29 protein-coding genes are annotated in these 25,142 nt (G+C 70.6%); 9 read left to right on the plus strand and 20 right to left on the minus strand.

Features of this window, described 5'->3' with window-relative positions; translation table 11 throughout:
- Nucleotides 1–213: 213 nt before the first annotated feature.
- Nucleotides 214–1,119 carry a CPBP family intramembrane glutamic endopeptidase gene (locus tag ABZ463_RS29930; RefSeq protein ID WP_362781189.1) on the minus strand — a complete coding sequence of 302 codons (906 nt, stop codon included), beginning with the start codon at nucleotides 1,117–1,119 and terminating at the stop codon, nucleotides 214–216.
- Nucleotides 1,120–1,164: 45 nt separating this feature from the next.
- Here ABZ463_RS29930 and ABZ463_RS29935 point away from each other — a divergent pair, with 45 nt between their 5' ends.
- Entirely contained in the window at nucleotides 1,165–1,776 is a 612-nt protein-coding gene (locus ABZ463_RS29935; protein ID WP_352014648.1) for a TetR/AcrR family transcriptional regulator, read from the plus strand.
- Between the two features lie 226 nt (nucleotides 1,777–2,002).
- Here ABZ463_RS29935 and ABZ463_RS29940 read toward each other — a convergent pair whose 3' ends face one another.
- Entirely contained in the window at nucleotides 2,003–2,686 is a 684-nt protein-coding gene (locus ABZ463_RS29940; RefSeq protein ID WP_362781192.1) for a response regulator transcription factor, read from the minus strand.
- Nucleotides 2,683–3,867 carry a histidine kinase gene (locus ABZ463_RS29945; protein ID WP_362781194.1) on the minus strand — a complete coding sequence of 395 codons (1,185 nt, stop codon included), beginning with the start codon at nucleotides 3,865–3,867 and terminating at the stop codon, nucleotides 2,683–2,685. Before ABZ463_RS29945 ends, ABZ463_RS29940 begins: the two co-directional genes overlap by 4 nt.
- A gap of 232 nt (nucleotides 3,868–4,099) precedes the next feature.
- On the opposite strand from ABZ463_RS29945, the gene ABZ463_RS29950 reads away from it, so the two are divergent.
- Nucleotides 4,100–5,293: a serine hydrolase domain-containing protein gene (locus ABZ463_RS29950; RefSeq protein WP_352014651.1), complete on the plus strand. Its 1,194-nt coding sequence runs from the start codon at nucleotides 4,100–4,102 to the stop codon at nucleotides 5,291–5,293.
- Between the two features lie 51 nt (nucleotides 5,294–5,344).
- On the opposite strand, the gene erm is transcribed toward ABZ463_RS29950, so the two are convergent.
- Nucleotides 5,345–6,169, minus strand: coding sequence for a 23S ribosomal RNA methyltransferase Erm (gene erm, locus ABZ463_RS29955; RefSeq protein ID WP_352014652.1), 825 nt, complete (start codon nucleotides 6,167–6,169; stop codon nucleotides 5,345–5,347).
- A 220-nt stretch (nucleotides 6,170–6,389) separates the two neighbouring features.
- Complete coding sequence (locus tag ABZ463_RS29960) at nucleotides 6,390–8,033, minus strand: DUF2207 domain-containing protein (protein ID WP_362781197.1); 1,644 nt, start codon at nucleotides 8,031–8,033, stop codon at nucleotides 6,390–6,392.
- A gap of 189 nt (nucleotides 8,034–8,222) precedes the next feature.
- Between ABZ463_RS29960 and ABZ463_RS29965 the strand changes: the two genes are divergently transcribed.
- Together ABZ463_RS29965 and ABZ463_RS29970 are read left to right on the plus strand one after the other, a co-directional pair.
- Nucleotides 8,223–9,260: a neutral zinc metallopeptidase gene (locus tag ABZ463_RS29965; protein WP_352014654.1), complete on the plus strand. Its 1,038-nt coding sequence runs from the start codon at nucleotides 8,223–8,225 to the stop codon at nucleotides 9,258–9,260.
- Nucleotides 9,261–9,468: 208 nt separating this feature from the next.
- Complete coding sequence (locus tag ABZ463_RS29970) at nucleotides 9,469–10,158, plus strand: SGNH/GDSL hydrolase family protein (RefSeq protein ID WP_362781200.1); 690 nt, start codon at nucleotides 9,469–9,471, stop codon at nucleotides 10,156–10,158.
- On the opposite strand, the gene ABZ463_RS29975 is transcribed toward ABZ463_RS29970, so the two are convergent.
- The 13 genes from ABZ463_RS29975 to ABZ463_RS30035 form a co-directional block, all read right to left on the minus strand.
- Nucleotides 10,118–11,077 carry an NAD(P)H-binding protein gene (locus tag ABZ463_RS29975; RefSeq protein WP_362781202.1) on the minus strand — a complete coding sequence of 320 codons (960 nt, stop codon included), beginning with the start codon at nucleotides 11,075–11,077 and terminating at the stop codon, nucleotides 10,118–10,120. The two genes, ABZ463_RS29970 and ABZ463_RS29975, sit on opposite strands and share 41 nt — an antisense overlap.
- A 78-nt stretch (nucleotides 11,078–11,155) precedes the next feature.
- Nucleotides 11,156–11,752 (minus strand): helix-turn-helix domain-containing protein, encoded by a 597-nt coding sequence (locus ABZ463_RS29980; protein WP_352014657.1) that lies wholly within the window; start codon nucleotides 11,750–11,752, stop codon nucleotides 11,156–11,158.
- Between the two features lie 54 nt (nucleotides 11,753–11,806).
- On the minus strand, nucleotides 11,807–11,956 hold the full coding sequence (locus tag ABZ463_RS29985; protein ID WP_352014658.1) for a hypothetical protein: 150 nt from the start codon (nucleotides 11,954–11,956) through the stop codon (nucleotides 11,807–11,809).
- Between the two features lie 207 nt (nucleotides 11,957–12,163).
- Complete coding sequence (locus ABZ463_RS29990) at nucleotides 12,164–12,700, minus strand: NUDIX hydrolase (protein WP_352014659.1); 537 nt, start codon at nucleotides 12,698–12,700, stop codon at nucleotides 12,164–12,166.
- A gap of 142 nt (nucleotides 12,701–12,842) precedes the next feature.
- The gene (locus ABZ463_RS29995) at nucleotides 12,843–13,400 is read right to left on the minus strand and encodes a GNAT family protein (protein WP_362781205.1); all 558 of its coding nucleotides are present in this window, start codon (nucleotides 13,398–13,400) and stop codon (nucleotides 12,843–12,845) included.
- Between the two features lie 43 nt (nucleotides 13,401–13,443).
- Nucleotides 13,444–13,776, minus strand: a complete 333-nt coding sequence (locus ABZ463_RS30000) for a DUF2516 family protein (protein WP_352014661.1) — start codon at nucleotides 13,774–13,776, stop codon at nucleotides 13,444–13,446.
- A 277-nt stretch (nucleotides 13,777–14,053) separates the two neighbouring features.
- A complete protein-coding gene (locus tag ABZ463_RS30005) occupies nucleotides 14,054–14,470 on the minus strand; it encodes a hypothetical protein (protein WP_362781208.1) in 417 nt (138 codons plus the stop codon).
- 5 nt (nucleotides 14,471–14,475) lie between these two features.
- On the minus strand, nucleotides 14,476–14,982 hold the full coding sequence (locus tag ABZ463_RS30010) for a helix-turn-helix transcriptional regulator (RefSeq protein WP_352014663.1): 507 nt from the start codon (nucleotides 14,980–14,982) through the stop codon (nucleotides 14,476–14,478).
- 59 nt (nucleotides 14,983–15,041) lie between these two features.
- On the minus strand, nucleotides 15,042–15,971 hold the full coding sequence (locus ABZ463_RS30015; protein WP_352014664.1) for a M56 family metallopeptidase: 930 nt from the start codon (nucleotides 15,969–15,971) through the stop codon (nucleotides 15,042–15,044).
- Nucleotides 15,968–16,324: a BlaI/MecI/CopY family transcriptional regulator gene (locus ABZ463_RS30020; protein ID WP_184712514.1), complete on the minus strand. Its 357-nt coding sequence runs from the start codon at nucleotides 16,322–16,324 to the stop codon at nucleotides 15,968–15,970. The genes ABZ463_RS30015 and ABZ463_RS30020 overlap by 4 nt, the downstream gene beginning before the upstream one ends.
- A gap of 61 nt (nucleotides 16,325–16,385) precedes the next feature.
- Nucleotides 16,386–16,907 carry a GNAT family N-acetyltransferase gene (locus tag ABZ463_RS30025; protein ID WP_362781211.1) on the minus strand — a complete coding sequence of 174 codons (522 nt, stop codon included), beginning with the start codon at nucleotides 16,905–16,907 and terminating at the stop codon, nucleotides 16,386–16,388.
- 44 nt (nucleotides 16,908–16,951) lie between these two features.
- Entirely contained in the window at nucleotides 16,952–17,740 is a 789-nt protein-coding gene (locus ABZ463_RS30030) for a class I SAM-dependent methyltransferase (protein WP_362781213.1), read from the minus strand.
- 3 nt (nucleotides 17,741–17,743) lie between these two features.
- Nucleotides 17,744–18,481, minus strand: a complete 738-nt coding sequence (locus ABZ463_RS30035; protein ID WP_362781215.1) for an SDR family NAD(P)-dependent oxidoreductase — start codon at nucleotides 18,479–18,481, stop codon at nucleotides 17,744–17,746.
- Nucleotides 18,482–18,597: 116 nt separating this feature from the next.
- On the opposite strand from ABZ463_RS30035, the gene mshA reads away from it, so the two are divergent.
- From mshA to ABZ463_RS30050, 3 genes are all read left to right on the plus strand, one after another.
- Entirely contained in the window at nucleotides 18,598–19,881 is a 1,284-nt protein-coding gene (mshA, locus tag ABZ463_RS30040; RefSeq protein ID WP_362781294.1) for a D-inositol-3-phosphate glycosyltransferase, read from the plus strand.
- A gap of 9 nt (nucleotides 19,882–19,890) precedes the next feature.
- Nucleotides 19,891–20,370: a YbjN domain-containing protein gene (locus ABZ463_RS30045; RefSeq protein ID WP_352014668.1), complete on the plus strand. Its 480-nt coding sequence runs from the start codon at nucleotides 19,891–19,893 to the stop codon at nucleotides 20,368–20,370.
- 84 nt (nucleotides 20,371–20,454) lie between these two features.
- The gene (locus tag ABZ463_RS30050; protein WP_352014669.1) at nucleotides 20,455–21,198 is read left to right on the plus strand and encodes a phosphoglyceromutase; all 744 of its coding nucleotides are present in this window, start codon (nucleotides 20,455–20,457) and stop codon (nucleotides 21,196–21,198) included.
- 91 nt (nucleotides 21,199–21,289) lie between these two features.
- Here ABZ463_RS30050 and phoU read toward each other — a convergent pair whose 3' ends face one another.
- Nucleotides 21,290–21,961 carry a phosphate signaling complex protein PhoU gene (gene phoU / locus ABZ463_RS30055; protein WP_352014670.1) on the minus strand — a complete coding sequence of 224 codons (672 nt, stop codon included), beginning with the start codon at nucleotides 21,959–21,961 and terminating at the stop codon, nucleotides 21,290–21,292.
- 159 nt (nucleotides 21,962–22,120) lie between these two features.
- Between phoU and ABZ463_RS30060 the strand changes: the two genes are divergently transcribed.
- The gene (locus ABZ463_RS30060; protein WP_352014752.1) at nucleotides 22,121–23,299 is read left to right on the plus strand and encodes an ATP-binding protein; all 1,179 of its coding nucleotides are present in this window, start codon (nucleotides 22,121–22,123) and stop codon (nucleotides 23,297–23,299) included.
- A complete protein-coding gene (locus tag ABZ463_RS30065; protein WP_352014671.1) occupies nucleotides 23,296–23,985 on the plus strand; it encodes a response regulator transcription factor in 690 nt (229 codons plus the stop codon). Before ABZ463_RS30060 ends, ABZ463_RS30065 begins: the two co-directional genes overlap by 4 nt.
- A 327-nt stretch (nucleotides 23,986–24,312) precedes the next feature.
- Here the strand turns inward: ABZ463_RS30065 and ABZ463_RS30070 are convergent, their stop codons facing one another.
- Nucleotides 24,313–24,963 carry a copper chaperone PCu(A)C gene (locus ABZ463_RS30070; protein ID WP_352014672.1) on the minus strand — a complete coding sequence of 217 codons (651 nt, stop codon included), beginning with the start codon at nucleotides 24,961–24,963 and terminating at the stop codon, nucleotides 24,313–24,315.
- Nucleotides 24,964–25,142 lie beyond the last annotated feature (179 nt).

The following is a 25,142-nucleotide window of genomic DNA, read 5'->3' on the forward strand; positions in this document are numbered from 1 at the left end:
CGGGCGCTCCCTGGGCCACCTGCGTCAGATGGACCGAGCGGTCGTGAGGGAGAGCGCCCGACCTGGTGTGGGAATCGGACTCACCTCCTCGACGCGTTCACCACTGGGGCGGGTAACACTACCCGATCCCCTCGGACAGCGGGCCGTACCCGTGCTCGGCGGAGGCGTCGAACCGCGGTTGGGGTTCGGTCTCGGGCCAGGACGCGGCAGGCGCTACAGCATGTCCAGCAGGACGGGGGCGGCGTTGATCGCGCCGTGAACAGTGAGGATGGGCCACATCAGCCGGTACCGGCTCCACAGGTAGCCGAGGAACAGGCCCAGTACCCCCTGGTGAACGAAGACCGAGGTGAGGTCGGTGAGAAGGTGGCCGGTACCGTGGATGCCGATGTGCCAGGCAGCGAAGGACAGACTCGTCAACACGATGGCGGGCCAGCGGCCGATGACGTGCTCCCATCGGGTCTGGAGCCAACGCCGGTAGAAGACCTCTTCGAGCAGGGCGTTGACGGCGAAGCCCACGATCATGGTGATCAACAGTGCGGCGGGGCCGGAGTCCGCCGCCCAGGCGTTGTCGCCGGGCGGCCGGGCGAACGGTCCGGCGTGGTGGAGGACGAGCCAGGCCGCCACCGGCACCACCGGCCCGTAGCGGCGCCAGGCCTCGATCCGCCCGCGCACCGGTTCTCGACGGGTGGCGCCGTGGCGTGTTAACCGGAATACCAGCACCGGTACGGCCAGCAGCAGAACGAGCTTCAGGATGGTGTGTGCCGGCTCGGCGTCGTAACCGTTGTCCGTCACGATTCGCAGCGCCGCCGCGAACAGTACGGCCAACGCCAGGAGGGCGCCCGCCTGCCGGTGAAGCTCTCGCGGTGCCGGTGCTCCGTCCACCGGGGCCGCCCGGGATGGCAAAGGCGTCAGCCGGGTGAGTGCCAGTCCGACGAGGGCGGGGATCCATACGTGCCACATGGGCCTGGTGCCGGCGTGGTCGGCCGTGTAGCGGATCTCGCCGACGGTGTTCAGCGCCAGCCACAACGCTGATCCGAAGATCACGGCCAGTCCGGCGATCAGCACGCCCAGGCTCGGCGTGCGGTGGTACGGCATTCGCTGCGGCACCTTATTCAGCACACTTGTACTTTATAGTAAACCGTACAACCGTGCGATTATGGGAACATGCCGAAGATCGTCGACCACGAGCAGCGGCGCGACGAGCTCGTCCGCGCCGTATGGGAGGTCATCAGCAGGGAAGGCATCGAGGGCGCCACGGTCCGCAAGGTCGCCGAGGCGGCGGGCGTCTCGGTCGGCGGGCTGCGCCACTATTTCGACAACCAGCGTGGCCTGCTCGTCTTCGCCGCGTACGCGATCGGCAGAAGCGTCACCGCACGTGTCGCCGGACACCTGCACGCGGACCTGCCAGGGCTGGAGCGCGCTCAGCTCATGCTCGAAGAACTTCTTCCGCTGGATGACAACCGCCGCGTCGAAGCCGACGTGTGGCTGGCGTGCCTGGTGCGCTCACGCGTCGAGGAGTCTTTGGCGGAGTCGCGTGGCACCGCCTGGGCGGGCGAACGTCACATCTGCCGTCTTGCGGTCGCCTCCTGCCACGACACACCGTTGCCCGATATCGGGCAGGAGCTCGCCGACGCCGTCCTGGAACGGCAGGCCGTGCGGCTTCACACGTTCATGGATGGTCTGACGTTGCAGACGGTGACCTGCCCGCACAACTTCACCCCGCGAGGCATCCGGGCGATCGTCCGTGAAGAGCTACGTCTGCTGACCGAGGCGTGACGATTTCCGGCCGGAGGTCCGGGGCCGGTGACCTCCACGGCCTGCCGGCCCAGGACCTCCCGGCCGAACGACCGGCGGTCGCGCACGACGACCTTTTTGCACCGCGGACCACGACGCTCCTGACAGCCCCCTCCTTGCCGTCCCCCGAACTCCTGCACGGATGATCAAAGGGGACATGCTTTCCATCCGCACTGCAACCTCACATCCTCCCAGGTCCCAGGCCTGGTCACTCGCCGAGCAGGCCCGCCTCACGGGCGGCGATCGCCGCCTGTACCCGGTTCTCCAGGCCGAGCCGGGTGAGGATGCGGTTGACGCGGCTCTTCACCCCCGCCTCGGAGAGCCCGAGGTCACGGGCGATCCTGGCGTTCGACAGGCCCCTGGCGACCAGCACGAGCACTTCGAGCTCACGCCGGGTCAGCTCACCGAGCGCCCCGGCGCGGAGGGAGGGGGACGGTTCGACCAGCGCGGGCGGCAGCGCGGTGAAGGCGCCGATGAGACGGCTGGTCACGCTCGGTGCGAGCATGGCCTCTCCCGAGGAGACCACCCGGATGGCGTCGGCGAGCTGGTCGGGGGAGACGTTCTTCAGGATGAACCCGGAGGCCCCGGCCCGCAGGCAGGCGTGCACGTACTCGTCGAGGTCGAAGGTGGTCAGCACCAGCACCCGGGGGTGCGGCTGTTCGTGCGGCCACCGCCCGACGATGTGCCGGGTCGCCTCGACGCCGGTCATGCCGGGCATGCGCACGTCCATCAGCACCACGTCCGGGCACAGGTCGAGGGCGAGGGCGACGGCCTCATCGCCGTCCGCGGCCTCCCCGACGACAAGCAGGTCGGAGCGCCGGTCGAGCATGATCCGCAGCGCGGCGCGCACCAGCTCCTGGTCGTCGGCGATCAGCACGCGGACGGGGTTCACCCGGCCTCCCCGTAGCGGAAGACGGCCTCGACCAGCCAGCCGCCGTCCTGGTCGCGGGGACCGGCCCGCAGGCTGCCGCCGAACAGCGCGGCCCGCTCACGCATGCCGACCAGCCCGAGCCCGGAACCGACGAGGGGCCGGTGGCCCGGCGCGGCGGGGCCGTTCTCCACCGTGACGACGAGCTGATCGGCGGCCCGCCGTACGGCGATCCTGACGTCGGTCGCGCCCGCGTGCCGCAGGACGTTGGTGAGCGCCTCCTGGACGACCCGGTAGGCGGAGACCTGCACCGCCGCCGGGACCTCGGGGCCCGGTCCCGTGCTGACCTCGACCCGGCACCCGGCGGCGCGGGCGGTGGTGGCGAGCCGGTCGAGGTGGCGCAGCGACGGCTCCGGGTCGCCGGGACCGGCTGGGGCGTCGTCGGCGAGCAGCCCGAGCAGGCGGCGCATCTCGACCAGGGCGGCGTCGGCGGCCGTGCCGATCCCGGTCACCCCCCGCCGGGCCAGATGGGGATCCTCCGTCATCACCTCCGCGGTCGCCCGCGCCTGCATGGCGATCGCGCTGACGTGGTGGGCGACCAGGTCGTGCAGGTCACGGGCGATCCTGGCCCGCTCGGCCGTGACCGCCCGCCGGGCGCTGACCTCCTGCTCGGCGCGCAGCCGGGCGGTCAGGTCACGCAGCCGGGCGGCGTCGGCGTGGATGTGCCGCTGGGAGACGCCCAGCAGCCACGGCGCCAGCGACAGACCGGCGATCATGATCATCTCGAAGAGGGTGGGCCGGAACTCGGCGGGGAACGGCAGGCCGAGTGGCGAACGCAGCAGGTTGGGGGCCACCACCGTCACCCCGGCCACGACGACGGCCACGACGCTCGCCGGTGGCCGGGCGTAGCGGGCCACGGCGTAGGCGGCGAACATGACGTACAGGCCGTCCCTGAGTGCGACCATGGGGTCGACCAGCTCGTAGACCACGTAGGTGACGCTCACCGCCACCATGACCGGCCACGGGTGCGTCCTGCGCCAGGCCAGCGGTACGGCCTGCGTGAGCAGCAGGGCCGTCACCAGGACGGCGGTCGCCGGGTCGTCGGGAACGCCCTCGCTCAGCCTGAGCATCAGCGCCGCGACCGTCAGCGCCAGGGCGAACAGGACGTCGGCGATTCGGGGCCTGGCGGCGAGCCACCGTCTCATCCCGTCGATGTGATCCCGCACCGTCGCACCGCCCCCGTCTCCTCCGCCCAAGGGTAGGCGCGGCCGTGACCTGCACGGAGCCGGAGACAACCAAAGTTGCGCCGTCCGGGGCGGATTCCTCCCCAGGGGGCATCGCGGAGCCGGGCCAATGGCCGATGTCCCGGCGGGTTCCGATTTCTAGGGTTGAAATGTGCGCCGGAACATCCCGGTCTGTCACCTTTTAGGAGGATTTATGCGTCCCTTCGGTGCCCCTGTACGACGTGCGGCGTTGCTGGCCGTGGTCGCGGCCCTGGCCACCACGACTGTGGCCTCCCTGGCCTCCCCTGCCGCCGCGGCGAGCCCCACGGACGCTCCGGCGCGGGCCTCGACGTACGGCAAGGCCGACCTGCAACGTGACGTGGACGCCCTGCGCGCGATCGGCACCAGCGGCGTCCAGGCGCGCGTGACCACCTCCGACGGCCGTCAGCTGGTCGCGACGAGCGGGGTCGCCGCACTCGGGAGCAGGCGCCCGGTCCCGGCGAACGGCTACGTCAGGATCGCCAGCACCACCAAGTCGTTCGTGGCCACGGTGGCCCTCCAGCTCGTCGCGGAGGGCAAGCTCTCCCTGGACGACACCGTGGAGAGCAGACTGCCCGGCGTGGTCAAGGGCAACGGCAACGACGGCAACAAGATCACGGTCAGGCAGCTCCTGCAGCACACCAGCGGCATCCACGAGGGCTACCCGGCCCACACCTCCGTCGAGGAGTTCCTCAAGCACCGCGACGAGCCGTTCACCAGCGAGCAGATCGTGGCAGAGGCCGTCAAGCACGCGCCGGACTTCGAGCCGGGCAAGAAGTGGATGTACTCCAACACCGGATACGTGCTGATCAGCATGATCATCGAGAAGGTGACCGGGCGTCCCTGGCACGAGGAGGTCGACCGGCGCATCAGCAGGCCGCTGGGGCTCAGCCGTACGCTGTGGTCGGGCCGTTCCCTCGACGTGCCGAACCCGCACGCCAAGGGCTACCTGGTGCTGCCGCCCCGCAAGCCGGTCGACGCCACCCGGCACTTCGACGGGGACGCCGCCGGTGGCCTGCTGTCCACGACCAGGGACGTCAACCGCTTCTTCATGGCGCTGCTCGGCGGCAGGCTGCTGCCCGCCGAGCAGCTCGCGCAGATGCGGAAGACCGTCGTGGCCCCGCTGTGGCAGCAGACCTGGCCGGGGGCCCGCTACGGCCTGGGCCTCAGCTCCCGTCCGCTGTCCTGCGGCGGGGTCTACTGGCATCACGGCGGCGACGACTACGGGTACAAGACGAGGACGGGCGTCAGCGCGGACGGCAGGCGCAGCGTCACGATCTCGCTGACCACGCAGTTCGGCGACGAGCGTTCCGAGCGCCAGGAGAAGGTCGCGGGCGAGGTCGTCGACCGGGTGCTGTGCAGCCGGTAGTCCCTCTCCGGCCGGGACCCCGTCGCAGGGGATCCCGGCCGGACCGGTGTCTCAGAGGCGACCGAGACGGTCGTACAGGACACGCCACCGGTCGGGGTGGACGTGCGCGACGACCGTCCCCTCCGGGACGCCCGCTGCGGCGAAGGCGGCCCCGACCAGGGCGGCCGGGTGACGCAGCCGCATGGTCGCGTCCAGGGAACCGCCCAGGCCGGTGAAGCCGTAGTCGACGAAGGCCTCGTAACCCGGCAGGTCGGGCGTCTCGGCCCGGCGTTCGATCCGCAGGATCGCCGAGTCGACCGAGGGCACCGGCCGGAACGCCTCCCGGCCGATGTGCCCGAGCATCTCCCAGCGGAACCACGGCCAGGTCCGCACGGTCAGCGCGCTCCAGCGGCCGAAGTCGCCGGTGCGCTTGCGGACGTACTCAAGCTGGGCGACGAGCGTCGCCGAGGTCAGCCCGGGTGCCCCCAGACACCAGTCGACGATCTTCGAGGTGATCGAGTACGGGATGTTCCCGACGACCGCGAACGGCTCACGCGGCGCGCGGGCGGTCAGGAAGTCCCCCCTGACGACCCGGACGCGGGCGTCGTCGCGGGTGCGGACGGTCAGCCTGCCCGCCAGCAGCGGGTCGATCTCGTAGGCGACGACCTGGTCGCAGGTCTCGGCCAGCGCCAGGGTCAGGACGCCCTCGCCCGCCCCCGGCTCGACGACCAGCCCGTGCGCCCCCGCCGCCTCGGCGACGAGCCGTACGGCCTGGCGGTCCACCATGAGGTTCTGCGAGAGGGTGCGCCTGGCCTGGTCGCGGGCGGTCCTGCCGCCCCTGTTCGCGACCTTCTTCTGGGTGTGTGAATGATCTCCGTGTGCGAAAGAACGCGCCACAGTCTTGCCCCTTCGGGTCCGAGATGAAGTGGTCTCGGAAGATCCGGGGCACGCGCGGAGAAGTGAGATTCTCTAGCGGCCCTGGATCGGGCCGCGGCGCATACGGATGTAGTACGAAGGAATACGACACATGCGGCTCACCCTAGGAGAGCCCTGGTGAGCGGCACAAACGGTTTTCCCGCCTCCCCGGAGCAGGGGAGACGGGAAGCGCGCGAGGTGTCTACAGGGAGCGGAACTGCCGGGTCGAGGAGATGGCTCCCGACGTCGTCATGGTGAAGGTCCGCATCGAGTCGGCGAACTTCGACAGGTCCCACTCGGCGGGGCCCTGGTACCAGTACAGGTGGTCGGCCTGCCTGCCGTTGCCGGTGATCGAGGAGACGACACGGGCCCAGCGGTCCACGCTGTCGAAGATCACGGCATAGGGCAGATAACGGGAGAACAGCTCGACCCGCTGGGCGGGAGGGATGTCGCCACCGGCGTCGCCGGAGGCCAGATACTCACGGAAGCCCAGCGTGTGGGCCAGGGCCGCGGCGCCCTTCGCGGTCTTGGCGGGCATGTACTGTCCGCCGACGGCCAGCGCGGCCCCGGCGATGATCACGGCCAGGCCGAGCAGGCCGTACGTGGTGAACCAGGCCAGCGCGACGGTGCCGATGACGCCGGCGACGGTGAGCAGCACGCCGAGGGTCGTCCAGCGGGTTCGCACGGTGTCCGGGCGCCGGGCGAACCAGCCCTGCGCGACCACGTCCCGGTAGAGGGCGTCGCGGACCTTGCTGAGCTTGGAGGCGAAGGAGCCCTTCAGGTGCGAGAGCGGGATCGCGTCGCGGCCGTCGAAGATCGCGTCGTAGAGGGCGCGCTCGTAGGACTGCAGCGCCTTGAGGTCGGCGTTGGGCATCCGCACCAGGACCCAGTCGGGTGTGTCGTAGGTCTGCCTGGGCTGCTCGTCGATCCTGAGGTAGCCCCGCACCGCGAGGTCGACGATCGTGGCGGTCACGTCGATCACGTCGGCCTGTTCGTCGATGAGCGTGCCGATCTGGCCGGGCCGTACGCCGTCGGGCGGGGAGAAGTGGCCGTTGCTGACCCCGCTGACCGCGCCCGACTCGTGGCCGACCACCCGGGCGTCACGACCCCGGGTCCAGTACAGCAGGCCGACGCCGCCCAGCAGCAGGACCAGCAGGCCGGCCAGGGCGCCGCCGGTGACCGTGTTCAGGGTGAAGGCGTTGGACAGCTCGAAGCGGCGCTCCAGGATGGGCTCGCCCTTGGTCACGCCGCTCGGGTAGCCGATGACCACCGTGAGGACCTCGTCGACCCCCAGGCCCTGCTGCTCGAACTCGGCCTCGACCCCGGTGTGGTCCGGTGAGGCGGTGGTGCAGCCGATCGCCGAGGTCAGCGCCCCGGCGAAGCAGGACAGGCTCTGCAGCTGCGCGGGGCCGGTCACCTTGGCCTTGGCCAGATCGACGGGCGCCGACCAGCCGCCCACGGCGTACCAGCGCAGCTCCTGGACGTCGCCGAGCGGGGTGATGGTCCCCTTGACGTCGTATTCGAACTTGGCGGTTCCCGAGCCCTTCAACGTGATCGTGGAACCGGTCAGGGTGGCGTCGCCCTTGAGGTTGACGACCTGGTAGAGCCGGTCGTTGCCGTCGTCGTAGCGCGTCCGGTCGACCAGCTTCCTCGTCGGCGCGGTGCCGTCGAACGTGACCGTCTCCTTGACGTGCAGTACACCGTCCTGCCGCAGTTCGATTTCGAGCGCGTCACTCTTGATCTTGCCTGCCGAAGTGGCGGCCTTACCCGGTGACGTGTGCGCCGTACCGGCCGCGAGGGCGGGGGAGGCGCTGAGGGCCAACGCACAGGTGGCGATCGTGGCCACGCTTCCGACCGCCCGGCACACGTTCGCGGCCGTTCGGTGCAATAGGGATGCCGACATGGCCCGGGAGCCTACCGATAACCACCCACACATGACTGCAGCGACCCTTTCAGGTTTTTCGGACAATCACGTTTATGTGCCGAAATCCGCTAGATTGCCGCCCGGAGATCAGCAGTTCGGAGAGGTGGTCGCATGCGTCCGCGGAGGTCAAGCCCTCTGGCCTTTGGTGTTTTCGGGGTCCTCGCCCTGACCTTCGCGGTGGTCGTCGTGATCGCCGGTCTGGTCAAGGGGAACGAGACAGGGGTTCCGGCCGGGCCGGAGACGGGTCCCGTGGCGACCGGAGGCGGCAGGTCCATGCCGTCCGGCGGTACCGAGGTGGCCCCGCCCGAGGTGAAGCCTCCGTCGCCGATCAAGCTCGGCGACGAGAACGGCGCGGGCGGCACCGCGATCACCCTGGCCTCCGCCCAGTCGGGCACGAGCTTCGACCTGCGTAACATGCGGCGTTCGGACACCACCGCCAGGCTCAAGCGCAACCCCCTGTACGGTGCCGGCGTCATGGGATCGGTCGCCTGCCGCGCTCCGCGGCCCTCGACCCAGCCCGCCGCCATGTACAGCTATCTCAACGCCGTCACCGGCTGCCTGGACCGGGCGTGGGCGGGCAAGTTCGCCCAGGCCCGGGCCACCTTCCTGGCCCCGCGCCGGGTCTACTGGAACCGTCCGGGACGGGGGCCGTGCGGCACCTACCCGTCGTCCGGGGCCGCGGCCTACTACTGCCCGTCCAACCGCGGCATGTACATCGGCCTGACCCACGTCATCAGGCAGAGCGGCGACGTCGACCCGGCGGAGAACCACGTCCCCTACCTGGCCGTTCTCGCCCACGAATACGGTCATCACGTGCAGTCCATGGCGGGCATCGGCGGAGCCTGGTGGTGGGAGGTCGCCAACCGCTCGAAGAGCGCCCAGGACGCGCACTCCCGCCGCGCGGAGCTCCAGGCCCAGTGCCTGTCCGGGATCTTCGTCCGCGCCGTCCGGACTCCCCTGGCCGTCACCGCCGACCGCTGGCAGTCGCTGCTGCGTACGGACTACGGCCGGGGCGACGACCAGAACGGCCTGGGCAAGCGTGACCACGGCAACGGCGACCACTACGCGGGCTGGCTCAACCAGGGCTGGAAGTACTCCAGGCTCGCCTACTGCAACACCTGGAGCGTGCCCGCCTCCTACGTGAGCTGACCGTGAGCCGACCGTGAGCCGACGCCGGGGGCTTGGGACGATCTCCGGGTCGTCCCTTCCCACACGGATAGAATGCCGACCTGCTCAAGACGATCTCCCCGGACGGTGATTTCGCCGTGCTCGTCTGGGGGATCGACTCTCATATCGGCAGTCCGAATCTCCCCGGAGTGGCATGCGCGGGCCTGTGCGCCGACGTTCCCGAGCATCCGTGCTCGCAGCTTCTGTGGTGATTTTCTGTCTTATTTCGGGATGTGCCAGCGGGGACGCGGCCGGGCCGATCCCGGTCCTCAACCCACCCACCGCGCAGGAGAACCCGCAGAAGGACAGCCTGGTCAGGGCCCCGGTGGTCATGGTGCTCGGCGACAGCTTCACCGCCGGGTCGGGACCGGTCCCCCGCTGGGAGAGCTACGCGGCGCGGGCCGCCCGTACGCTCGGCTGGCAGCTCGTCACGGCGGGCGCCGCGGGGACGGGCTTCGTCAACCCCGGCCGGGTGCGCAGGACGTTCCAGCAGTCCTTCGACGCGGAACTCTCCTGGCGTCCCGCCCCCGACCTGCTGATCCTCTCCGGCGGGCACAACGACCACACCACCCCCGGCAGGGTGTACGGCGCCGCCAGACGCCTGCTCGTGACGGCCAGGACCCGCTGGCCACGGACCAGGGTCGTGGTGATCGGCCCCATCTGGATGGGCAGGGAGCCCCGCTGGGTCCCCGCGGTCAGGGACGCGATCGCGGTCGCCGCCGACGAGGAGGCGGCCGTCTTCCTCGACCCGCTCGATCACCCCTGGGGGCGGGGGGCGATCCTGCCCGACGGTGTCCACCCCACCTTCCTGGGGCACAGGAGGCTGGCGAACTGGCTGGTCACGGCACTGCACGAGCACGGCGCCGAGCCGGACGGCTGAGTTCGGCCAGCGTCGCGGCCACCCCCTCCCGGTAGGACGGGTAACGCGGCTCGAAGCCCGTCTCCGTCAGCGCCGAGACGTCGGCGACGACGTCGAGCGTGAGCGTCCGCACGGCGACCCCGCCCGCGAACGCCGCCGTCAGCCACCTGGGCAGCCTGCGGGGCCTGGCCGCGCCGAGCATCCCGGCCGTCTCGTCGAACAGCTCGCCCAGCGTCGTGACCGTGCCGTCGGTCGCCACGAAGCTCCGCCCCGCGACGCCGGGCAGCCCCGCCACGTGCACCAGCGCCCGGGCGGCGTCCTCCACGTGGATGATCGGCAGCCGGTTGCGCCCCGTCCCGGGAACCGGCATCCGGCCCCTGGCCAGGCCGGGCACGATCATGTCGCCGAACCCCTTGCCGGGGCCGTACACCATGTTCCCCAGGCAGACGTGTACGGCGGGCGTTCCCGACGCCTCGACCATCCGCCGCACCGGCAGCCCCACGTGGGCGAACCCCACCGGGACGGAGCGCGGAGGCGACAGGTGCGAGACCGTACGGCCGGGCCCGGGGGCGAGGTCGTCCATCCCGCTGACCGAGACCAGCAGGGGCCGTTCCCCGGCGGGCAGGGAGAGCAGCGTCCGCAGCACCCCCTCGGTGGTCTCCCTGCGGACGGCGGCGACCCGGTCGATGGCCCGCCTCGTCAGCCGCCCCGGCAGGCTCGGCTGGATGAGGTCGAGGACGGCGTGCGCCCCCCTGGCGGTCTCGGCCCAGGTGGCGGGGTCACCGACGGAGAAGTGGCGGGGTGTGCCGCCCGCCCGCCGTACGCGCTGGGCGGCCTCGTCGTTCCTGACCAGGCCGACGACCTCCCAGCCCGCGATGACGGCCTCGCGGACCGCGGTGCGCCCGATGAAGCCTCCGGCGCCGAGAACGAGCAGTTTCATGATCCCTCCAGGGATGATCTGGTTAGCATTTGCTAACTCAATGGGTGTGAAAAAGGCCCCGGGAGCCGGGGCCGGGTTCTACGGGGTGAGCATGCGGGTGACCAGGGGACGCAGGGCGGCCAGCGCCGCCCCCCTGGGCAGTTCGTCGAAGTGACGCATCCTGGCGTACTGCGCCACGGTGCCGGAGAGCGCGGCCACCAGCAGATCGACCGGGATCTCCGCGGTGACCTCGCCCGAGGCGACCCCGTCGCCGATCAGCCCGCGCAGCAGACCGAGCAGGGACGGCCCGCGTTCCTCGGCGGAGAGCCTGGGCAGGTAGAGCCGGAGGTTGTCCTGTGTGAAGAGCAGGACCTCGGGCTCCTCGTCGAGGAGTTCGCCGAAGGCCCGCATCAGCGCGTCGAGCCGCTCACCGAACGGCCGCCCCGGCGCGGTGGCCGGCGCGGCCCGCTCACCGAGCCGGGTGTAGCACCTGGCGAACAGGTGCAGTGCGAGTTCCTCCTTCGAGGCGAAGAACTTGAACAGCGCGGGATTGCTGTAACCGCTGGCCGCGGCGATGTCGCGCACGGTCGTGCCGTCCACGCCCCGCTCGACGAACAACCGCAGCGCCTCGACCAGCATCCGCCGCTTCGACGGCGGATCCCGGTCGTCCACCAGGAACACCTCGACCCCTGTCACACCACGAAGTTAGCAACTGCTAACCACCTGCCGCCAGGGCCGAAGGTCCCGGACTCATCGGTACGGCAGGGCGGAGGCGGCCGCAGGAGCCGGGGAGGCCGGGGAGGCCGTGGAGGCGGCGGCGCGCGCGGGCGTCGCGGGAAGGGTGACCAGCACCAGGAAGACCGGCAGGAGCGTGGCGAGCCTCGCGCGTCGTGTTCTCATGACCTACCTCGATGGGGGAGTCGCCGACGGCCCCGGGGCCGCCGGAAGGCCGGGTCGCCTTGCGGAGGTGGTGCCGGGGCGCGGACGGAACACGCCAGGGGCCATGAGAGGCGACAGAAGGCTTCACGAACCCCGATAACGGTCAGAATAGGATCCATCACCCTCCGATGGAAGATGGGAGATCCAATCTCGCCTGGTTCGTGACCCTCAGCCCTGGTTGAGCAGCAGCAGGCTGTAGGCGGCGAGGCTGCAACTCTCCACGATCACTCCCTCACGGATCATGCTCTCCACCTCCCGCCGGGGGAACCACCGCTGCCGCAGGTCCTGCTCCTCGACCTCCCGCTCGGCCTGCCCCTGCCGCAACCCGGTCGCCACGAACACGTCGTAGCCCTGGACGGTCATCCCGGGCGCGCAGTGCAGATGCCCGAGGTGGCGCATGGAGGCCGCCGTCAGGCCCGTCTCCTGGCGCAGTTCCTCCCGGGCGAGGTGCTCGGGGTCGGCGGTCGCCAGGTCGGGCATCGTGCCCTGCGGGAACTCCCACGACCTCCGCCCGATCGGATAGCGGTACTGCTCCACCAGGTGGAAGCCGTCGTTCTCCATCGGGATGACCAGCGCGAAGTCCGGCTTGTCGACGTAGGAGTACACCCCCAGAGACCCGTCGGCACGCCGGATCTCGTCATGACGCAACCGCATGTAACGCGTCTCGTGCACCACGGTGCTGGAAAGCCGCTCGATGTCACCCAACCCAAACCTCCAGAACAGCCCACGACGTCTCCCTGATTCTCACCCGATCCGTGTGGGTCTGGAGGAAGTGACCTTCCTGGGTGCCCGGCCGATGCCCCCCGCATCAGACCGGGCACTCTCACCCCCTACCCGCCTGGCCGGGTCACATCCCGGTGGCGGGCCGGTCGGGGGCCAGGACGGACATCACGACGGCGTCGTGCCACCGGCCGTCCCACAGGAGGGCGTCACGGCGCACGCCCTCCTCGACGAAGCCGACCTTGCGGTAGACGTGGGCGGCGCGATCGTTGAAGGCGAAGACCTCAAGCTCGATCCGGTGCAGGTCGGTGGTGGCGAAGGCGTGGTCGAGCACCAGCCGGATCGCCTCGGTGCCGTAGCCCCTGCCGTACACCCGGGGGCCGGACAGGGCGATGCGCAGGTTGCACGAGAGGTTGTGCGTGTCCAGGTCGTTGAGCACGACCTCGCCCACGTAGGCGTCGTCGTCCACGGCGCAGATCGCCAGGTCGAGACGGTCGTCCTGGTCTGCGCGCGTGCGGCACCACAGGTCGATCGCCGCGCGGTCCATGACGCCGTGCGAACCGGTGAGGCGGGTGGTCTCCGGGTCGTTGACCAGCCCCCAGAGGCCGTCGGCGTGCTCGGGGCCGACCGGCCTGAGGGTCACGCGGCTGCCGTACAGGGTGGGTTTCCTCGCGAACAACGTCACCCGAGGTTGTCTACCCGGTCTGTACGACCGGGGGCAACAGGTTTCACCAGGGGCCGTAGGGGCCCTGGTTGCCGCCCTTGCCGATCTCGCTCACCGCAGGTTTCACGTCGGCCAGGTAGATCCCGGAGGCGACGACCGACGCGATGGCGAAGATGTTGAGCTGCCCGAGGCCGATCCCGAAGTAACCGACGGCGGAGGCGAAGGAGAACAGCGCCGCCAGCCCCAGGACGATCAGCCAGAACCTCTTGGACTGCTTGCCGGTCACGGCGAACGCGCGGACGGGGGTGCGCGTCGCGTGGAACAGCGCCCAGGCGGACATGCCGAAGGCGATGATGCTGAGAACCCAGAAGATGAGGTCCAGCCCTACGGAAATCATCGTCGTCACTCCACCGTGCTCGCCCTGCTGACAGCAACCACCCTAATGCCGGAAGTCTTCCCGCGGCGGGCCTCCTTCCGGGCGAACCGGCCGGGGCCTTTTCGTACGGCCCCGCACACCCGGAAACCTCGTACGGCCCCGCACCCGGAAACGGCCCGGGGTCTTCGTACGGCCCCGCACCCGCAGGCCCGTACCGAGAGACCCCGCACCCGGAACCGAGGGGCCGCCCCGGTGCGCCGGGGCGGCCCCTCGTGGGGTTCCAGGGAAGACCCCGAGGTCAGGACTTCGCCGACGAGCCGTTCCTGCTCCTCCTGGCGGGCTTGGCGGCCGTGGAGACCTGCTCAAGCTCGCGGGAGGCCTCGCCGCTCGCCTTGGAGACGACCTTGCGGCCCCGGGAGGCGAACTCCTCGTACAGCCTGGCGGCCCTGTCGCTGACCTGGTCGGCGTAGCCGCGGGCCCGGCCGGGGAACTCCCTGGCGTAGACCTCGGCCCTGTCGGCCAGCTCCCTCGCCTTCTCCGGCAGGTCCTTGGCGGCCTCCCTGGCGGCCTCGCGGATGTCCTCCTGGCGGCCCTGGATGCGCTGCAGGTGCTCGGGCAGTTCGCGGAGCTTCTCGACCGCGTAGTCGCCCGCGCCCGCGACGGCGTAGAACGGCTTGGTCTCGGCCAGTTTCTTCACTTCGGTGGCAAGAGTCATGGATGTTAACCTTCCTTGGATTCCGGTGTGACGTTCTGGCTGTCCACGGGGGCCGCGTAGGGCTTCAACGCGGCGAGATACCCCTCGGGCAGCGGATGCGCGTCGCCCCCTTGGGGCTCCGGTGCGGAAGGCGCGTTCTGGGAGGTCTGCGCTTCCTCATCCGGGGCCCCGACCCGGTTCTCCCGGCGGAACGACTCGTAGATGTCGATCAGCACCTGGCGCTGACGTTCGGTGATGAGATGGTCTGCCCTGATCGCGGCAAGCACGTCGCTGTCCGGCTCGCGCTCCTCGATGAGACCGGCCTGGACGTACAGGGCTTGCGAGGAGATGTGCAGTCCCTTGGCGATCTGGTTGAGGATCTCCGCACTCGGTTTGCGCAGTCCTCGCTCGATCTGGCTGAGATAGGGGTTGGAGACCCCCGCCGCCGCCGCGAGCTGGCGCAGCGAGATCTTCGCGTGGGTGCGCTGCTCCCGGATGTACTCGCCGATCGAGCCGACCTTCGGTAGTGCCATGCCGGCAGTCTACCCCCGATGCTTGCAGTTGCAAACGCGGTGACTAACAGTTGCAAGCGTCAGTGGGGGATCAGCCAGAGCAACGGAGCCGAGGCCGTCAGGGTGACGGAGAAGGCGACGATGGCGTAACGGATCTGCCTGGGAAGATCGGGGCCGGGGCTGACCAGGCGTTCGACCCGGGCCATCACCGCGGATCCCGCCGTCTCCGAGACGCCGAGGGCGCCCTGCGGGGTCGGGGCGGCGCCCGCCGTACCGAAACGGAGCAGGGCGGTGGCCAGGCGGCGTGGCGAGCAGTAGCGGCGGGCGACGTCGTCGGCGGCCATCTCGACCAGCAGGCCGACCTCGCTCTGCACCCTGCCGACGACCCGTGACCAGGGCAGCGCCCTGTGCAGCGCGGCGAACGGCAGCAGCACCAGGTCGTGGCGCTCGCGGACGTGCGCGGCCTCGTGGGCGAGCACCGCGGTCAGCTCGGCGGGGGACAGCAGCCTGAGTGTCCCCTCGCTGACCACGACCTCGGAGCGCAGGCCGGGGACGCAGTAGGCGGCCGGGCCCGGGTGGTCGACGACCCTGACCCCGGGGACCTCGGGGTCCTCACGGGCGACCAGGGCCAGCAGTGTGCGGTGCCTGCGCCGGGCGCGGAGCGTCTGCGCGCCCGCGGTGAGCAGCACGACGACCAGGATGGTCAGCGCGGTCAGACCGGCGATGAGGGCGAGGATTCTCGGCAGCGTGAAGGACTCGGCGGGGCCGTAGCCCCCGTTCGTCGCCGAGACGACGAAGGCGCCCAGCCCCTGGAGCACGCCCTGCCCGTAGGGTTCGAGGGCGTAGGAGAGAAGCGCTCCCGTCCCGGCCAGACCCCAGGTGACCCCGAGTGCCTGCCACAGGACGATGGCCACGTGCGGGGCGCGGTAGGTCCACCGTGCCCGCGTGAACCGCCAGGCTCCGACCGCGCAGACCAGGGCGAGGGTCGCCAGGGCTGCCGCGGTGATCACTCGTCCTCCAGCTCCGTCAACGCTTTGAGCAGGATCTCGGCCTCGCTGCCCGAGACGGCCTGGGCGAACCGGGTGAGGGCGGCGGACCGGTCTCCGGTCAGGTCCAACGCCTCAAGCATAAGCTCAGCGACGTACGCGTCACGGCTCTCGGCCGGTTCGTAGCGCCAGGCCCGCCCGTCCCGGGTCCGCTGCAGGAACCCTTTGCGGGTCAGCCGGTCGAGCACGGTCATCACCGTGGTCGGCGCGAGGTCGCGATCGGCGATCAGACGCCCTACCTCCCGCGCCGTCACGGGGGATGACTGCGCCCAGATGATGTCCATGATGCTGCGTTCAAGCTCGCCCAGACCCTTCACACAACCAAGCCTAACTCCCGCACCACGAGGGGTAGTACTACGGGTTGTCGAGTGATTTCCGTCACAGCTGAAGAACCATGTAGATCTCGTCGCGGTCGTCCCCGTCGGACAGCCGGATGGCGCCGGGGACCCGGCCGACCTCCGTGTAGCCGAACCGCGCGTAGAAGGACTCGGTCCCGGTGCCGCCGCGCACCGTCAGGTGCAGCGCCTCGGCCTCCAGACCACGGGCCGCCTCCTCGGCCGCGCGCATGAGCAGCGCGCCGTACCCGCGGCCCTGGTGCTTGGGGTGGACCATCACGCGCAGCACCCAGCGCCAGTGCGCGCGCAGCCGGGATCCGGCGTCGGCCAGGACCAGCCAGCACGCCAACCGCCCGTCCTCGTCGAAACCGGCGAGAAGATGGTCGGGGCCGTCCGCGCCGCAGCGGGCGAAGGTCGGCAGGGCCAGCTCGCGGACCTCGGCGGCGGTGACCGGCGGCACGAAGCCGACCGCCCCGCCCGCGTTGCTCACCTCGGTCCAGCACTCGATCAGTTCGTCGACGAGCTCCCCGGTCAGTTCGGGATCTGTCACGAAACGAGGGGACATGCCGACGACCCTAACCGCCGCTTCGGGGCCCCGGGCGCGCGGGGTCAGCGGTCCAGGGCGGACCAGGGGAGAGTGAGTTCGCCGAGCCGCCAGCGGGCCCGGCCGCCCAGCGGAGGGCGCGTCGCGACCGGCCAGGTCCGCGCCAGCGTCCGTGCCGTGGCGATCCACCGCTGGCGGAAGCCGTAGGCCCCCAGGGGGGCGTTGACCGCCCAGGCGTGGTCGAAATCACGCAGGAAGGCGTGGATCGGCTCGCCGGGGACGTTGCGGTGGATCAGCGTCTTGGGCAGCCGCTCGGCCAGGTCGGAGGGGCGTTCGAACCCGCCGAACCGGGCCGAGAAGGTCAGCGTCCTGGGGCCCGTGGCGTCGAGCCCGGCCCACACGGCCCGGTGGCCGACCTCCGAGCAGGTGCCCTCGACGATCACCCCGTCGGGGGCGATCCGCCGGCGGAGCATCGCCCAGTACTCCCACGCCTCGGCCTCGCCGTACTGTCTGAGCACGTTGAAGGCCCTGACCAGGGTCGGCGGCCTGCCCACAGGCAGCTCGAAGCCGCCGAGCACGAAGGACAACCCCTCCCGCCCGTACGGCCTGGCCGCCGCGACCCTGGCCGGGTCGATCTCGACGCCGACGACCTCGACCGAGGGACAGACCCTCCGCAGCCGCGAGAACAGTTCGAGGGTCGTGGTGTGCGAGGCGCCGTAGCCCAGGTCGACCACCAGGGGACGTTCCACCGAGCGCAGCAGGCGGCCGTGCACGGCGACCACCCAGCGGTCGGCCCGTCTGAGCCGGTTGTGGCCCGTCGTGCCCCTGGTGATCTCCCCGATCGGCTTCGGCACGGCTCAGACGCGGTGGATCTTGTGCTGGGCGGCCTGCGCGCGGGGACGGATGACCAGGCGGTCCACGTTCACGTGCGCGGGCCTGGTCACGCACCAGGCGATGGCGTCGGCCACGTCGTCGGCCGTCAGCGGGTCGGGAACGCCCTGGTAGACGCGGTCCGCCGCGGCGGAGTCACCGCGGAAGCGGTTGAGGGAGAACTCCTCGGTGTGCACCATGCCGGGGGCGACCTCGACGACCCTGACCGGTTCGCCGCACAGTTCGAGCCTGAGCACCTCGGTCATCGCGGTCTGCGCGTGCTTGGCCGCGTTGTAGCCGCCACCGCCCTCGTAGGAGACCAGCCCGGCGACCGAGGTCAACATGACCAGCACGCCGTCGCCAGAGGCGACCAGCCGGGGCAGCAGGGCCTTGGTGAGCCGCAGCGAGCCGAGCACGTTCGTGTCGTACATCCGCTGCCAGTCGGCCACGTCGCCGTTCGCCACGGTCTCAAGGCCGATCGCCCCGCCCGCGTTGTTGACCAGCACGTCACAGCGCTCCAACGAGGCCGCCAGGGCGTCTACCGACTCCTGGGAGGTGACGTCGAGGGTCACGGCGCGGACGCCGGGCACCTCGGCGGCCAGTTTGTCGAGCCGGTCCCGGCGCCGCGCCGCGGCCACCACGTCGAATCCCTCGGTGGCCAGCCGGCGGGCGGTCGCCTCGCCGATCCCGCTGCTGGCGCCCGTAACCACTGCTGTCCTGTCCATGACCCCCCATCCTGCCAGGACACCGGGCCACGACGGCACCGCCTCCCAAGCCCCCGGGGGGCGGGAATGACGCGAACTATTGGGTGGTTATATCCCTCTCGGAGGTGGTGCCGGTGATGCGGCGGGGTAGACGACGGGTCAGCCGGGTCGCGACGATCAGCATGCACACGTCCCCGCTTGACCAGCCGGGGACCGGGGACGCGGGCGGCATGAACGTCTACGTCGTCGAAGTGGCCAAACGCCTGGCGGGACTGGGCGTCGAAGTGGAGATCTTCACCAGGCAGACCGCGCGTGACCTGCCTCCGGTCGCCGAGATCGTCCCGGGGGTATCGGTCCGTCACATCACGGCGGGGCCGTACGAGGAACTGGACAAGGGCGACCTGCCCGGCCAGCTCTGCGGCTTCCTGTCCGGCGTGCTGCGCACCGAGGCGATGTACGAGCCGGGCCGCTACGACGTCATCCACTCCCACTACTGGCTGTCCGGGCAGGTGGGCTGGCTGGCCAAGGAGCGCTGGGGCGTCCCCCTGGTGCACACCATGCACACCATGGCCAAGGTGAAGAACCTCCTGCTCGCCGACGACGACAACCCGGAACCCCAGATCCGGGTCGCCGGTGAGCAGCAGGTCGTGGACATCGCCGACCGCCTGGTCGCCAACACCCCCACCGAGGCCAGGGAACTGGTCGAGCTGTACGGCGCCGCCCCCGGCCGCGTCGAGGTCGTCAGCCCCGGGGTGAACCTCACCGTCTTCCAGCCCGCCTCCCAGAGCGCGGCCAGGCACCGCCTCGGGCTGCCCGACGACGCGCACGTGCTGCTCTTCGTCGGCAGGGTGCAGCCGCTCAAGGCCCCCGACGTGCTGCTGCGCGCCGCCGCCCTGATGCTCGCCGAGGACCCGGCCCTCAGGTCGCGGCTGGTCGTCGCCTGCGTCGGCGGCCCCAGCGGCAACGGGCTCGCCCGGCCGTCCTACCTGACCGAGGTGGCCGCCTCGCTGGGCATCTCCGACGTGGTCAGGATCGTGCCGCCCGCTCCGCAGCACGAACTGGCCGACTGGTACCGCGCCGCCGACGTGACCGTGGTCCCCTCGCACAGCGAGTCCTTCGGGCTCGTCGCCCTGGAGTCCCAGGCGTGCGGGACACCGGTCGCCGCCGCCTCGGTCGGCGGGTTGCGCACCGCCGTACGGGACGGGGTCTCCGGGGCGCTCGTCGAGGGGCACGACCCGCACGACTGGGCCAGGGTGCTCAGCCGGTTCGTGCACCAGCCCGCCTGGCGCGACGCCCTGGCCGCGGGGGCGGTGACCCAGGCGGCCTCCTTCGGCTGGTCGGCGACCGCCTCAAGGCTCGCCGACGTCTACGCGCGGGCCATGACGCACCTGAGCGAGGTGCCGGTCGCGGCGGGCTCGTAGGGTGGGCGCATGCGTGAGGTGATCGAGGCGGCGCTGCGGGCCGCCGAGGCGTCCTTCGAGGAGCCCAGGCCGGGCGCCTTCCTGGTACGGCTCCCCGGCCAGCACAAACTCGCGACCATGACCTGGCTCATCGTCGGCGACCACGTCCTGCACGTGGAGGCGTTCTTCTGCCGTCAGCCCGACGAGAACCACGCCGAGTTCTACCGCTGGCTGCTGACCAAGAACGGCTCGACGTACGGCGTGCACTTCGCCCTGGACCCGGTCGGCGACGTCTACCTCGTCGGCCGCGTCCCGCTGGCCGCGGTCTCCGACGAGGAGATCGACCGGGTGCTCGGCTGCGTGCTCACCTACGCCGACGAGGGCTTCGACCGGGCGCTCGAACTCGGCTTCGCCTCCTCCATCCGCAGGGAGTGGGAGTGGCGGGCCAAACGCGGCGAGTCGCTCGCCAACCTCCAGGCCTTCGCCAGGTTCGCCGACCCCGCCCGCTGACCCGCCGTACCGGGGCCGTGCCGGGTGTCTCGCCTGTTGAGCGTCCCCGGGGAGGCGCCGAGGGGCCCCACTAAGCTTGGCCGCATGGCGACATTGGTGCTGCTTCGGCATGGTGAGAGTGAGTGGAACGCTAAGGGCCTGTTCACCGGATGGGTGGACGCCGGGCTCTCCGCCAAGGGCGAGGAGGAGGCACGGCGCGGCGGGCGGCTGCTGAACGACGCGGGGGTGCGGCCGGACGTGGTCCACACCTCGGTGCTGACCCGCGCGATCCAGACGGCCAACTTCGCGCTCGGCGCCGCCGACCTGCTGTGGCTGCCGGTCGTCAGGTCCTGGCGGCTCAACGAGCGTCACTACGGCGCGCTGCAGGGCAAGGACAAGGCGCAGACCCGCGCCGAGTTCGGCGACGAGCAGTTCATGCTCTGGCGCCGCTCCTACGACACCCCGCCGCCCCCGATCGCCGACGACGACGAGTTCTCCCAGGCGGGTGACGCGCGGTACGCGCTGCTTCCCGGTGAACTGCTGCCGAAGACCGAGTGCCTCAAGGACGTCGTCGAGCGCATGCTGCCGTACTGGTACGACGCGATCGTGCCCGACCTGGCCTCGGGAAGGACCGTCCTCGTCGTGGCGCACGGCAACTCGCTCAGGGCGCTGGTCAAGCACCTGGACAAGATCGGCGACGACGAGATCGCGGGACTCAACATCCCCACCGGCATCCCGCTCGTCTACGACCTGGACGAGAACTTCACCCCGGTGACCAGGGGAGGCCGCTACCTCGACCCCGATGCCGCGAAGGCGGCGATCGAGGCCGTGGCCAACCAGGGCAGGTAACCCCCGGACAACCTCGGACACGTCGAAGGGGCCCGCCGGTCGGCGGGCCCCTTTCGCGTTGCCTGCGGCCTTGGACGGGCCTGAACGGGGTCTAGGCGAGGTCTGCGAGGTCGGCGGCGTCGGGCGACCGGGTGCCGGTCACCAGGTACACCACGTCGCGGGCGACGCGCACCGCGTGGTCGGCGTAACGCTCGTAGTAACGCCCGATCAACGTCACGTCGATGGCGGGCTCGACGCCGTGCTTCCAGTCGGGGGCCATCAGGACCTTGAACAGCCTGCGGTGCAGTTTGTCCATCGCGTCGTCGTCGTCCTCAAGCTCAAGGGCGGCGTCCACATCGCGGGAGGCGATGCAGCTGCCGGCCTTGGTGACCAGGCGCTCGGCGATCTGGCCCATCTCAACGATCGTGGCGCGAACCTCCGCCGGGATCGCCGACTCGGGGTGCCGCAGCCGCGCCACCTTGGCCACGTGCTCGGCCAGGTCGCCCATCCGTTCGAGGTCGGTACCCATACGCAGCGCCGCGATGACCACCCGCAGGTCGACGGCCACCGGTTGCTGGGTGGCCATCAGGCCGAAGATCGAGGCCTCGATCTCGGAGAAGATCCGGTCGACCTCCTCGTCTTGGGAGATCACGCTCTCGGCGAGTTGAAGATCGGAGTCCAGGAGTGCGGTAGTGGCCCGGGAGATCGCCGACCTCACGAGTCGGGTCATCTCCACCAGCCGGCCCGTGAGGGCGTCGAGCTCATCATGGTAGGCGTCGCGCATGGCCCTCACCGTATGTGTGTAACAGTGAACGAACCTCGACCGTAAAGTGAACTTTGCGGGAAAGGCCTTGGTCATGCCCTCATGAGCTGCCCCAATGGGGAAAGCCCCGCCTACCATCAAGGACGTTGAAGCGGACAGGAGGAGCATGTGAGTGAACTGATGGCGAGTCTGGCCGCCCTGGCCGGGTTCGTCGTGGGGGCGCTGGCCGTGATGGTCGTCCGTCAGAACGTGGGGCGGGGAGCTCCCACGACGTCGGACTCACCCGAGCCCGCCACGCTGCCGCAGGGCGTCGCCTCGGTGCTGGCTGTCCTGCCGTCGTCGGCGGTCGTGCTCGACAAGGAGGACCGGGTGCTGCGGGCCAGTTCCGCCGCGCGGGCGTTCGGCCTGGTGAGGGGCGAGAACCTGATGGCGGCCGAACTGCTCGCGCTGGCCAGGCAGGTGCGCAGGGACGGCGAGATCCGCGAGAGCGAGATCGAGGTCGCCGGCCACAAGTTCGGCCAGGACTCGACGAGCTTCGCCGTACGGGTGGCCCCGCTCGGGTCGCACGGGCAGGTGCTGGTGCTGGCCGAGGACCAGACCGAGCACCGCAGGGTCGAGGCCGTACGGCGTGACTTCGTCGCCAACGTCAGCCACGAGCTCAAGACGCCGGTCGGCGCGCTCTCGCTGCTCGCGGAGACCATCCAGGACGCCGCGGACGACCCCGAGGCCGTCACCCGGTTCGCCGGGCGCATGCAGCACGAGGCCGCCCGGCTCACCTACCTCGTCCAGGACCTCATCACCCTGTCCCGCATCCAGGGGGCCGAACCCATCCCCACCCCGGGCCCCGTCCCCGTGGACGAGGTCGTGCACGAGGCCATCGACCGCTGCAACACCACGGCCGCGGCCAAGGACATCACCCTCGTCGCGGGAGGCGCGGAGGGGCTGCGCATATGGGGCGACGACGACCTCCTCGTCACCGCGCTGCGCAACCTCATCGACAACGCCGTCGCCTACAGTCCCGAGCACACCCGCGTCGTGGTCAGCGCGCGGACCGCCGGGCCGCACAGCGACTCGATCGAGATAAGCGTCAGCGACCAGGGCATCGGCATCCCGGAGAGCGCCCAGGAGCGGATCTTCGAGCGGTTCTTCCGCGTGGACGCCGCCCGTTCACGCGCGACCGGAGGCACGGGCCTGGGCCTGGCCATCGTCAAACACGTCGCCGCCGCCCACAACGGCACGGTGACGGTGTGGAGCAAGGAAGGGTCGGGCTCCACCTTCACACTTCGCCTGCCCGCCTTCGGCGGCGCGGCGGCTGCCGTACCCGGTAACACCACCATCCCCTTGGAGGCCGCGCAGTGACTCGCGTGCTTGTTGTCGAGGACGAGGAGTCCTTCTCGGACGCCCTGTCGTACATGCTGCGCAAGGAGGGCTTCGAGGTCGCGGTCGCGGCCACGGGCCCCGAGGCGCTGGACACCTTCGACCGCAACGGCGCGGACCTGGTGCTGCTCGACCTGATGCTGCCGGGACTGCCCGGCACGGAGGTCTGCCGTTCCCTCCGTCAGCGTTCCAACGTCCCGGTGATCATGCTCACCGCCAAGGACAGTGAGATCGACAAGGTCGTCGGGCTGGAACTCGGCGCCGACGACTACGTGACCAAGCCGTTCTCCTCAAGGGAACTGGTCGCCCGCATCCGCGCGGTACTGCGCCGCCAGGGCGACGTCGAGGAGCTCGAATCGGCCGTCCTGTCGGCCGGTCCCGTCAGGATGGACGTGGACCGCCACATCGTCGCCGTCCGCGGCGACCAGGTGCAGCTCCCGCTGAAGGAGTTCGAGCTGCTGGAGGTCCTGCTGCGCAACGCGGGCCGGGTGCTCACCAGAGGCCAGCTCATCGACCGCGTCTGGGGCGCCGACTACGTCGGTGACACCAAGACCCTGGACGTACACGTGAAGCGCCTGCGCGCCAAGGTGGAGGCCGACCCCTCCAACCCCCGCTGCATCCTCACCGTACGGGGCCTCGGCTACAAGTTCGACCCCGCCGAGGATTAACCAAAAATCCGGAAAGGGGCGCAACCCGTTTGGGTTGCGCCCCTTTCCGGATTTATCGTTATATTCCCAGGCCTCGAACACTGAGCGTTTTCCACCCCGTGCTTTACCGGCGCCAAACAGAAGAGTTTCGCTCTTGTGCTTTACCGGCCCTCAGCGTGAGGAGCGTCCGGCTTGGGCACGTCGGCCCTCAATGTGAGGGGTGTCCGGCTTGGGCGCGTCGGTGCTTGGACTGAGGAACGCAGGAGCGCAGCGACGGAGTGACGAGGGAAAGCGCCGACTCGAAAGCGCCCAAGCCCGCGACGCCGTAGGCGGAGCAAAGAGACAGAGTCAGGGAGCGCTGGTGGCCGGAGCCGTGGGCTCGGCAGGATCGCTGGGGTCCGCGGGTGCGGCGTCGGTCGCGCCGGCCGAGGGACTCGTGCTCGGCGAGGGACTCGCACTGGCTGAGGGGCTCGCGCCGGCGGTCGAGGCGGGCGCCTGCGGCAGGTCGGCGAACTCGCGGCTGCGGGTGATGACCGGAACCGTCAGGGTGATGACGCCCGCTCTGGCGAACTGCAGCTGCACCGGGATGCTCTCGCCGCCGCTGAGCGGCTTCTTGAGGCCCTCGATCATGATCGTCGGGGTCGGCTTGCCGACGTTGACGCGCTGCTGGACGGGCAGGTTCACCGGGGAGACGACCTTGGCGGTGCCGAAGGCGGGGTCGACGCCGAGGCCCATGAGCTGGTCGGCCTCCTTGGTGGTGTTCAGCAGCGACAGGTAGAGCGGCGTGGCGCCGCCCTCGGCCAGCTTCGAGCCGGAGTCGGGGCCCAGGAAGAACGCCTGGGAGACGGCGATGCCCTTGACCTGGACGCTGAGGGCCTCGGTCGGGGTGTAGGGCATGCTGGTGATCGCGTCCGACCCGGCACCGCAGCCGGCCAGGACCGGGGCGGCTGCGAGGAACGCGGCGGCGGCGATCGCCCAGTGACGGCTGTTGCGGGTCACGGCGCGGGTACTCCTTGTCAAACACGAGGCTATGGCAGAGCCAACCCTATCCGTGGACTTCGCCAGGTTTTCCGCCGACCCGCCCCATCGTGGGGAGGTGTGGTCCGCAGGTCGTGGAGGCCTTTCACAGCGCTGATTCACAGAGTCGAACACTTGTCAAGCCTTAATATGCGGCTTTG

Source organism: Streptosporangium sp. NPDC020145, from assembly GCF_040631275.1.
Lineage (GTDB): Bacteria > Actinomycetota > Actinomycetes > Streptosporangiales > Streptosporangiaceae > Streptosporangium.

Bases quoted from the DNA above. Each gene is read 5' to 3' on its own strand.
- ABZ463_RS29935 (WP_352014648.1), top strand. From the start codon at position 1,165: ATGCCGAAGATCGTCGACCACGAGCAGCGGCGCGACGAGCTCGTCCGC.
- ABZ463_RS29945 (WP_362781194.1), bottom strand. From the start codon at position 3,867: ATGAGACGGTGGCTCGCCGCCAGGCCCCGAATCGCCGACGTCCTGTTC.
- ABZ463_RS29950 (WP_352014651.1), top strand. From the start codon at position 4,100: ATGCGTCCCTTCGGTGCCCCTGTACGACGTGCGGCGTTGCTGGCCGTG.
- ABZ463_RS29965 (WP_352014654.1), top strand. From the start codon at position 8,223: ATGCGTCCGCGGAGGTCAAGCCCTCTGGCCTTTGGTGTTTTCGGGGTC.
- ABZ463_RS29975 (WP_362781202.1), bottom strand. From the start codon at position 11,077: ATGAAACTGCTCGTTCTCGGCGCCGGAGGCTTCATCGGGCGCACCGCG.
- ABZ463_RS29985 (WP_352014658.1), bottom strand. From the start codon at position 11,956: ATGAGAACACGACGCGCGAGGCTCGCCACGCTCCTGCCGGTCTTCCTG.
- ABZ463_RS30000 (WP_352014661.1), bottom strand. From the start codon at position 13,776: ATGATTTCCGTAGGGCTGGACCTCATCTTCTGGGTTCTCAGCATCATC.
- ABZ463_RS30005 (WP_362781208.1), bottom strand. From the start codon at position 14,470: ATGACTCTTGCCACCGAAGTGAAGAAACTGGCCGAGACCAAGCCGTTC.
- ABZ463_RS30010 (WP_352014663.1), bottom strand. From the start codon at position 14,982: ATGGCACTACCGAAGGTCGGCTCGATCGGCGAGTACATCCGGGAGCAG.
- ABZ463_RS30025 (WP_362781211.1), bottom strand. From the start codon at position 16,907: ATGTCCCCTCGTTTCGTGACAGATCCCGAACTGACCGGGGAGCTCGTC.
- ABZ463_RS30035 (WP_362781215.1), bottom strand. From the start codon at position 18,481: ATGGACAGGACAGCAGTGGTTACGGGCGCCAGCAGCGGGATCGGCGAG.
- mshA (WP_362781294.1), top strand. From the start codon at position 18,598: ATGCGGCGGGGTAGACGACGGGTCAGCCGGGTCGCGACGATCAGCATG.
- ABZ463_RS30045 (WP_352014668.1), top strand. From the start codon at position 19,891: ATGCGTGAGGTGATCGAGGCGGCGCTGCGGGCCGCCGAGGCGTCCTTC.
- ABZ463_RS30050 (WP_352014669.1), top strand. From the start codon at position 20,455: ATGGCGACATTGGTGCTGCTTCGGCATGGTGAGAGTGAGTGGAACGCT.
- phoU (WP_352014670.1), bottom strand. From the start codon at position 21,961: ATGCGCGACGCCTACCATGATGAGCTCGACGCCCTCACGGGCCGGCTG.
- ABZ463_RS30060 (WP_352014752.1), top strand. From the start codon at position 22,121: ATGGCGAGTCTGGCCGCCCTGGCCGGGTTCGTCGTGGGGGCGCTGGCC.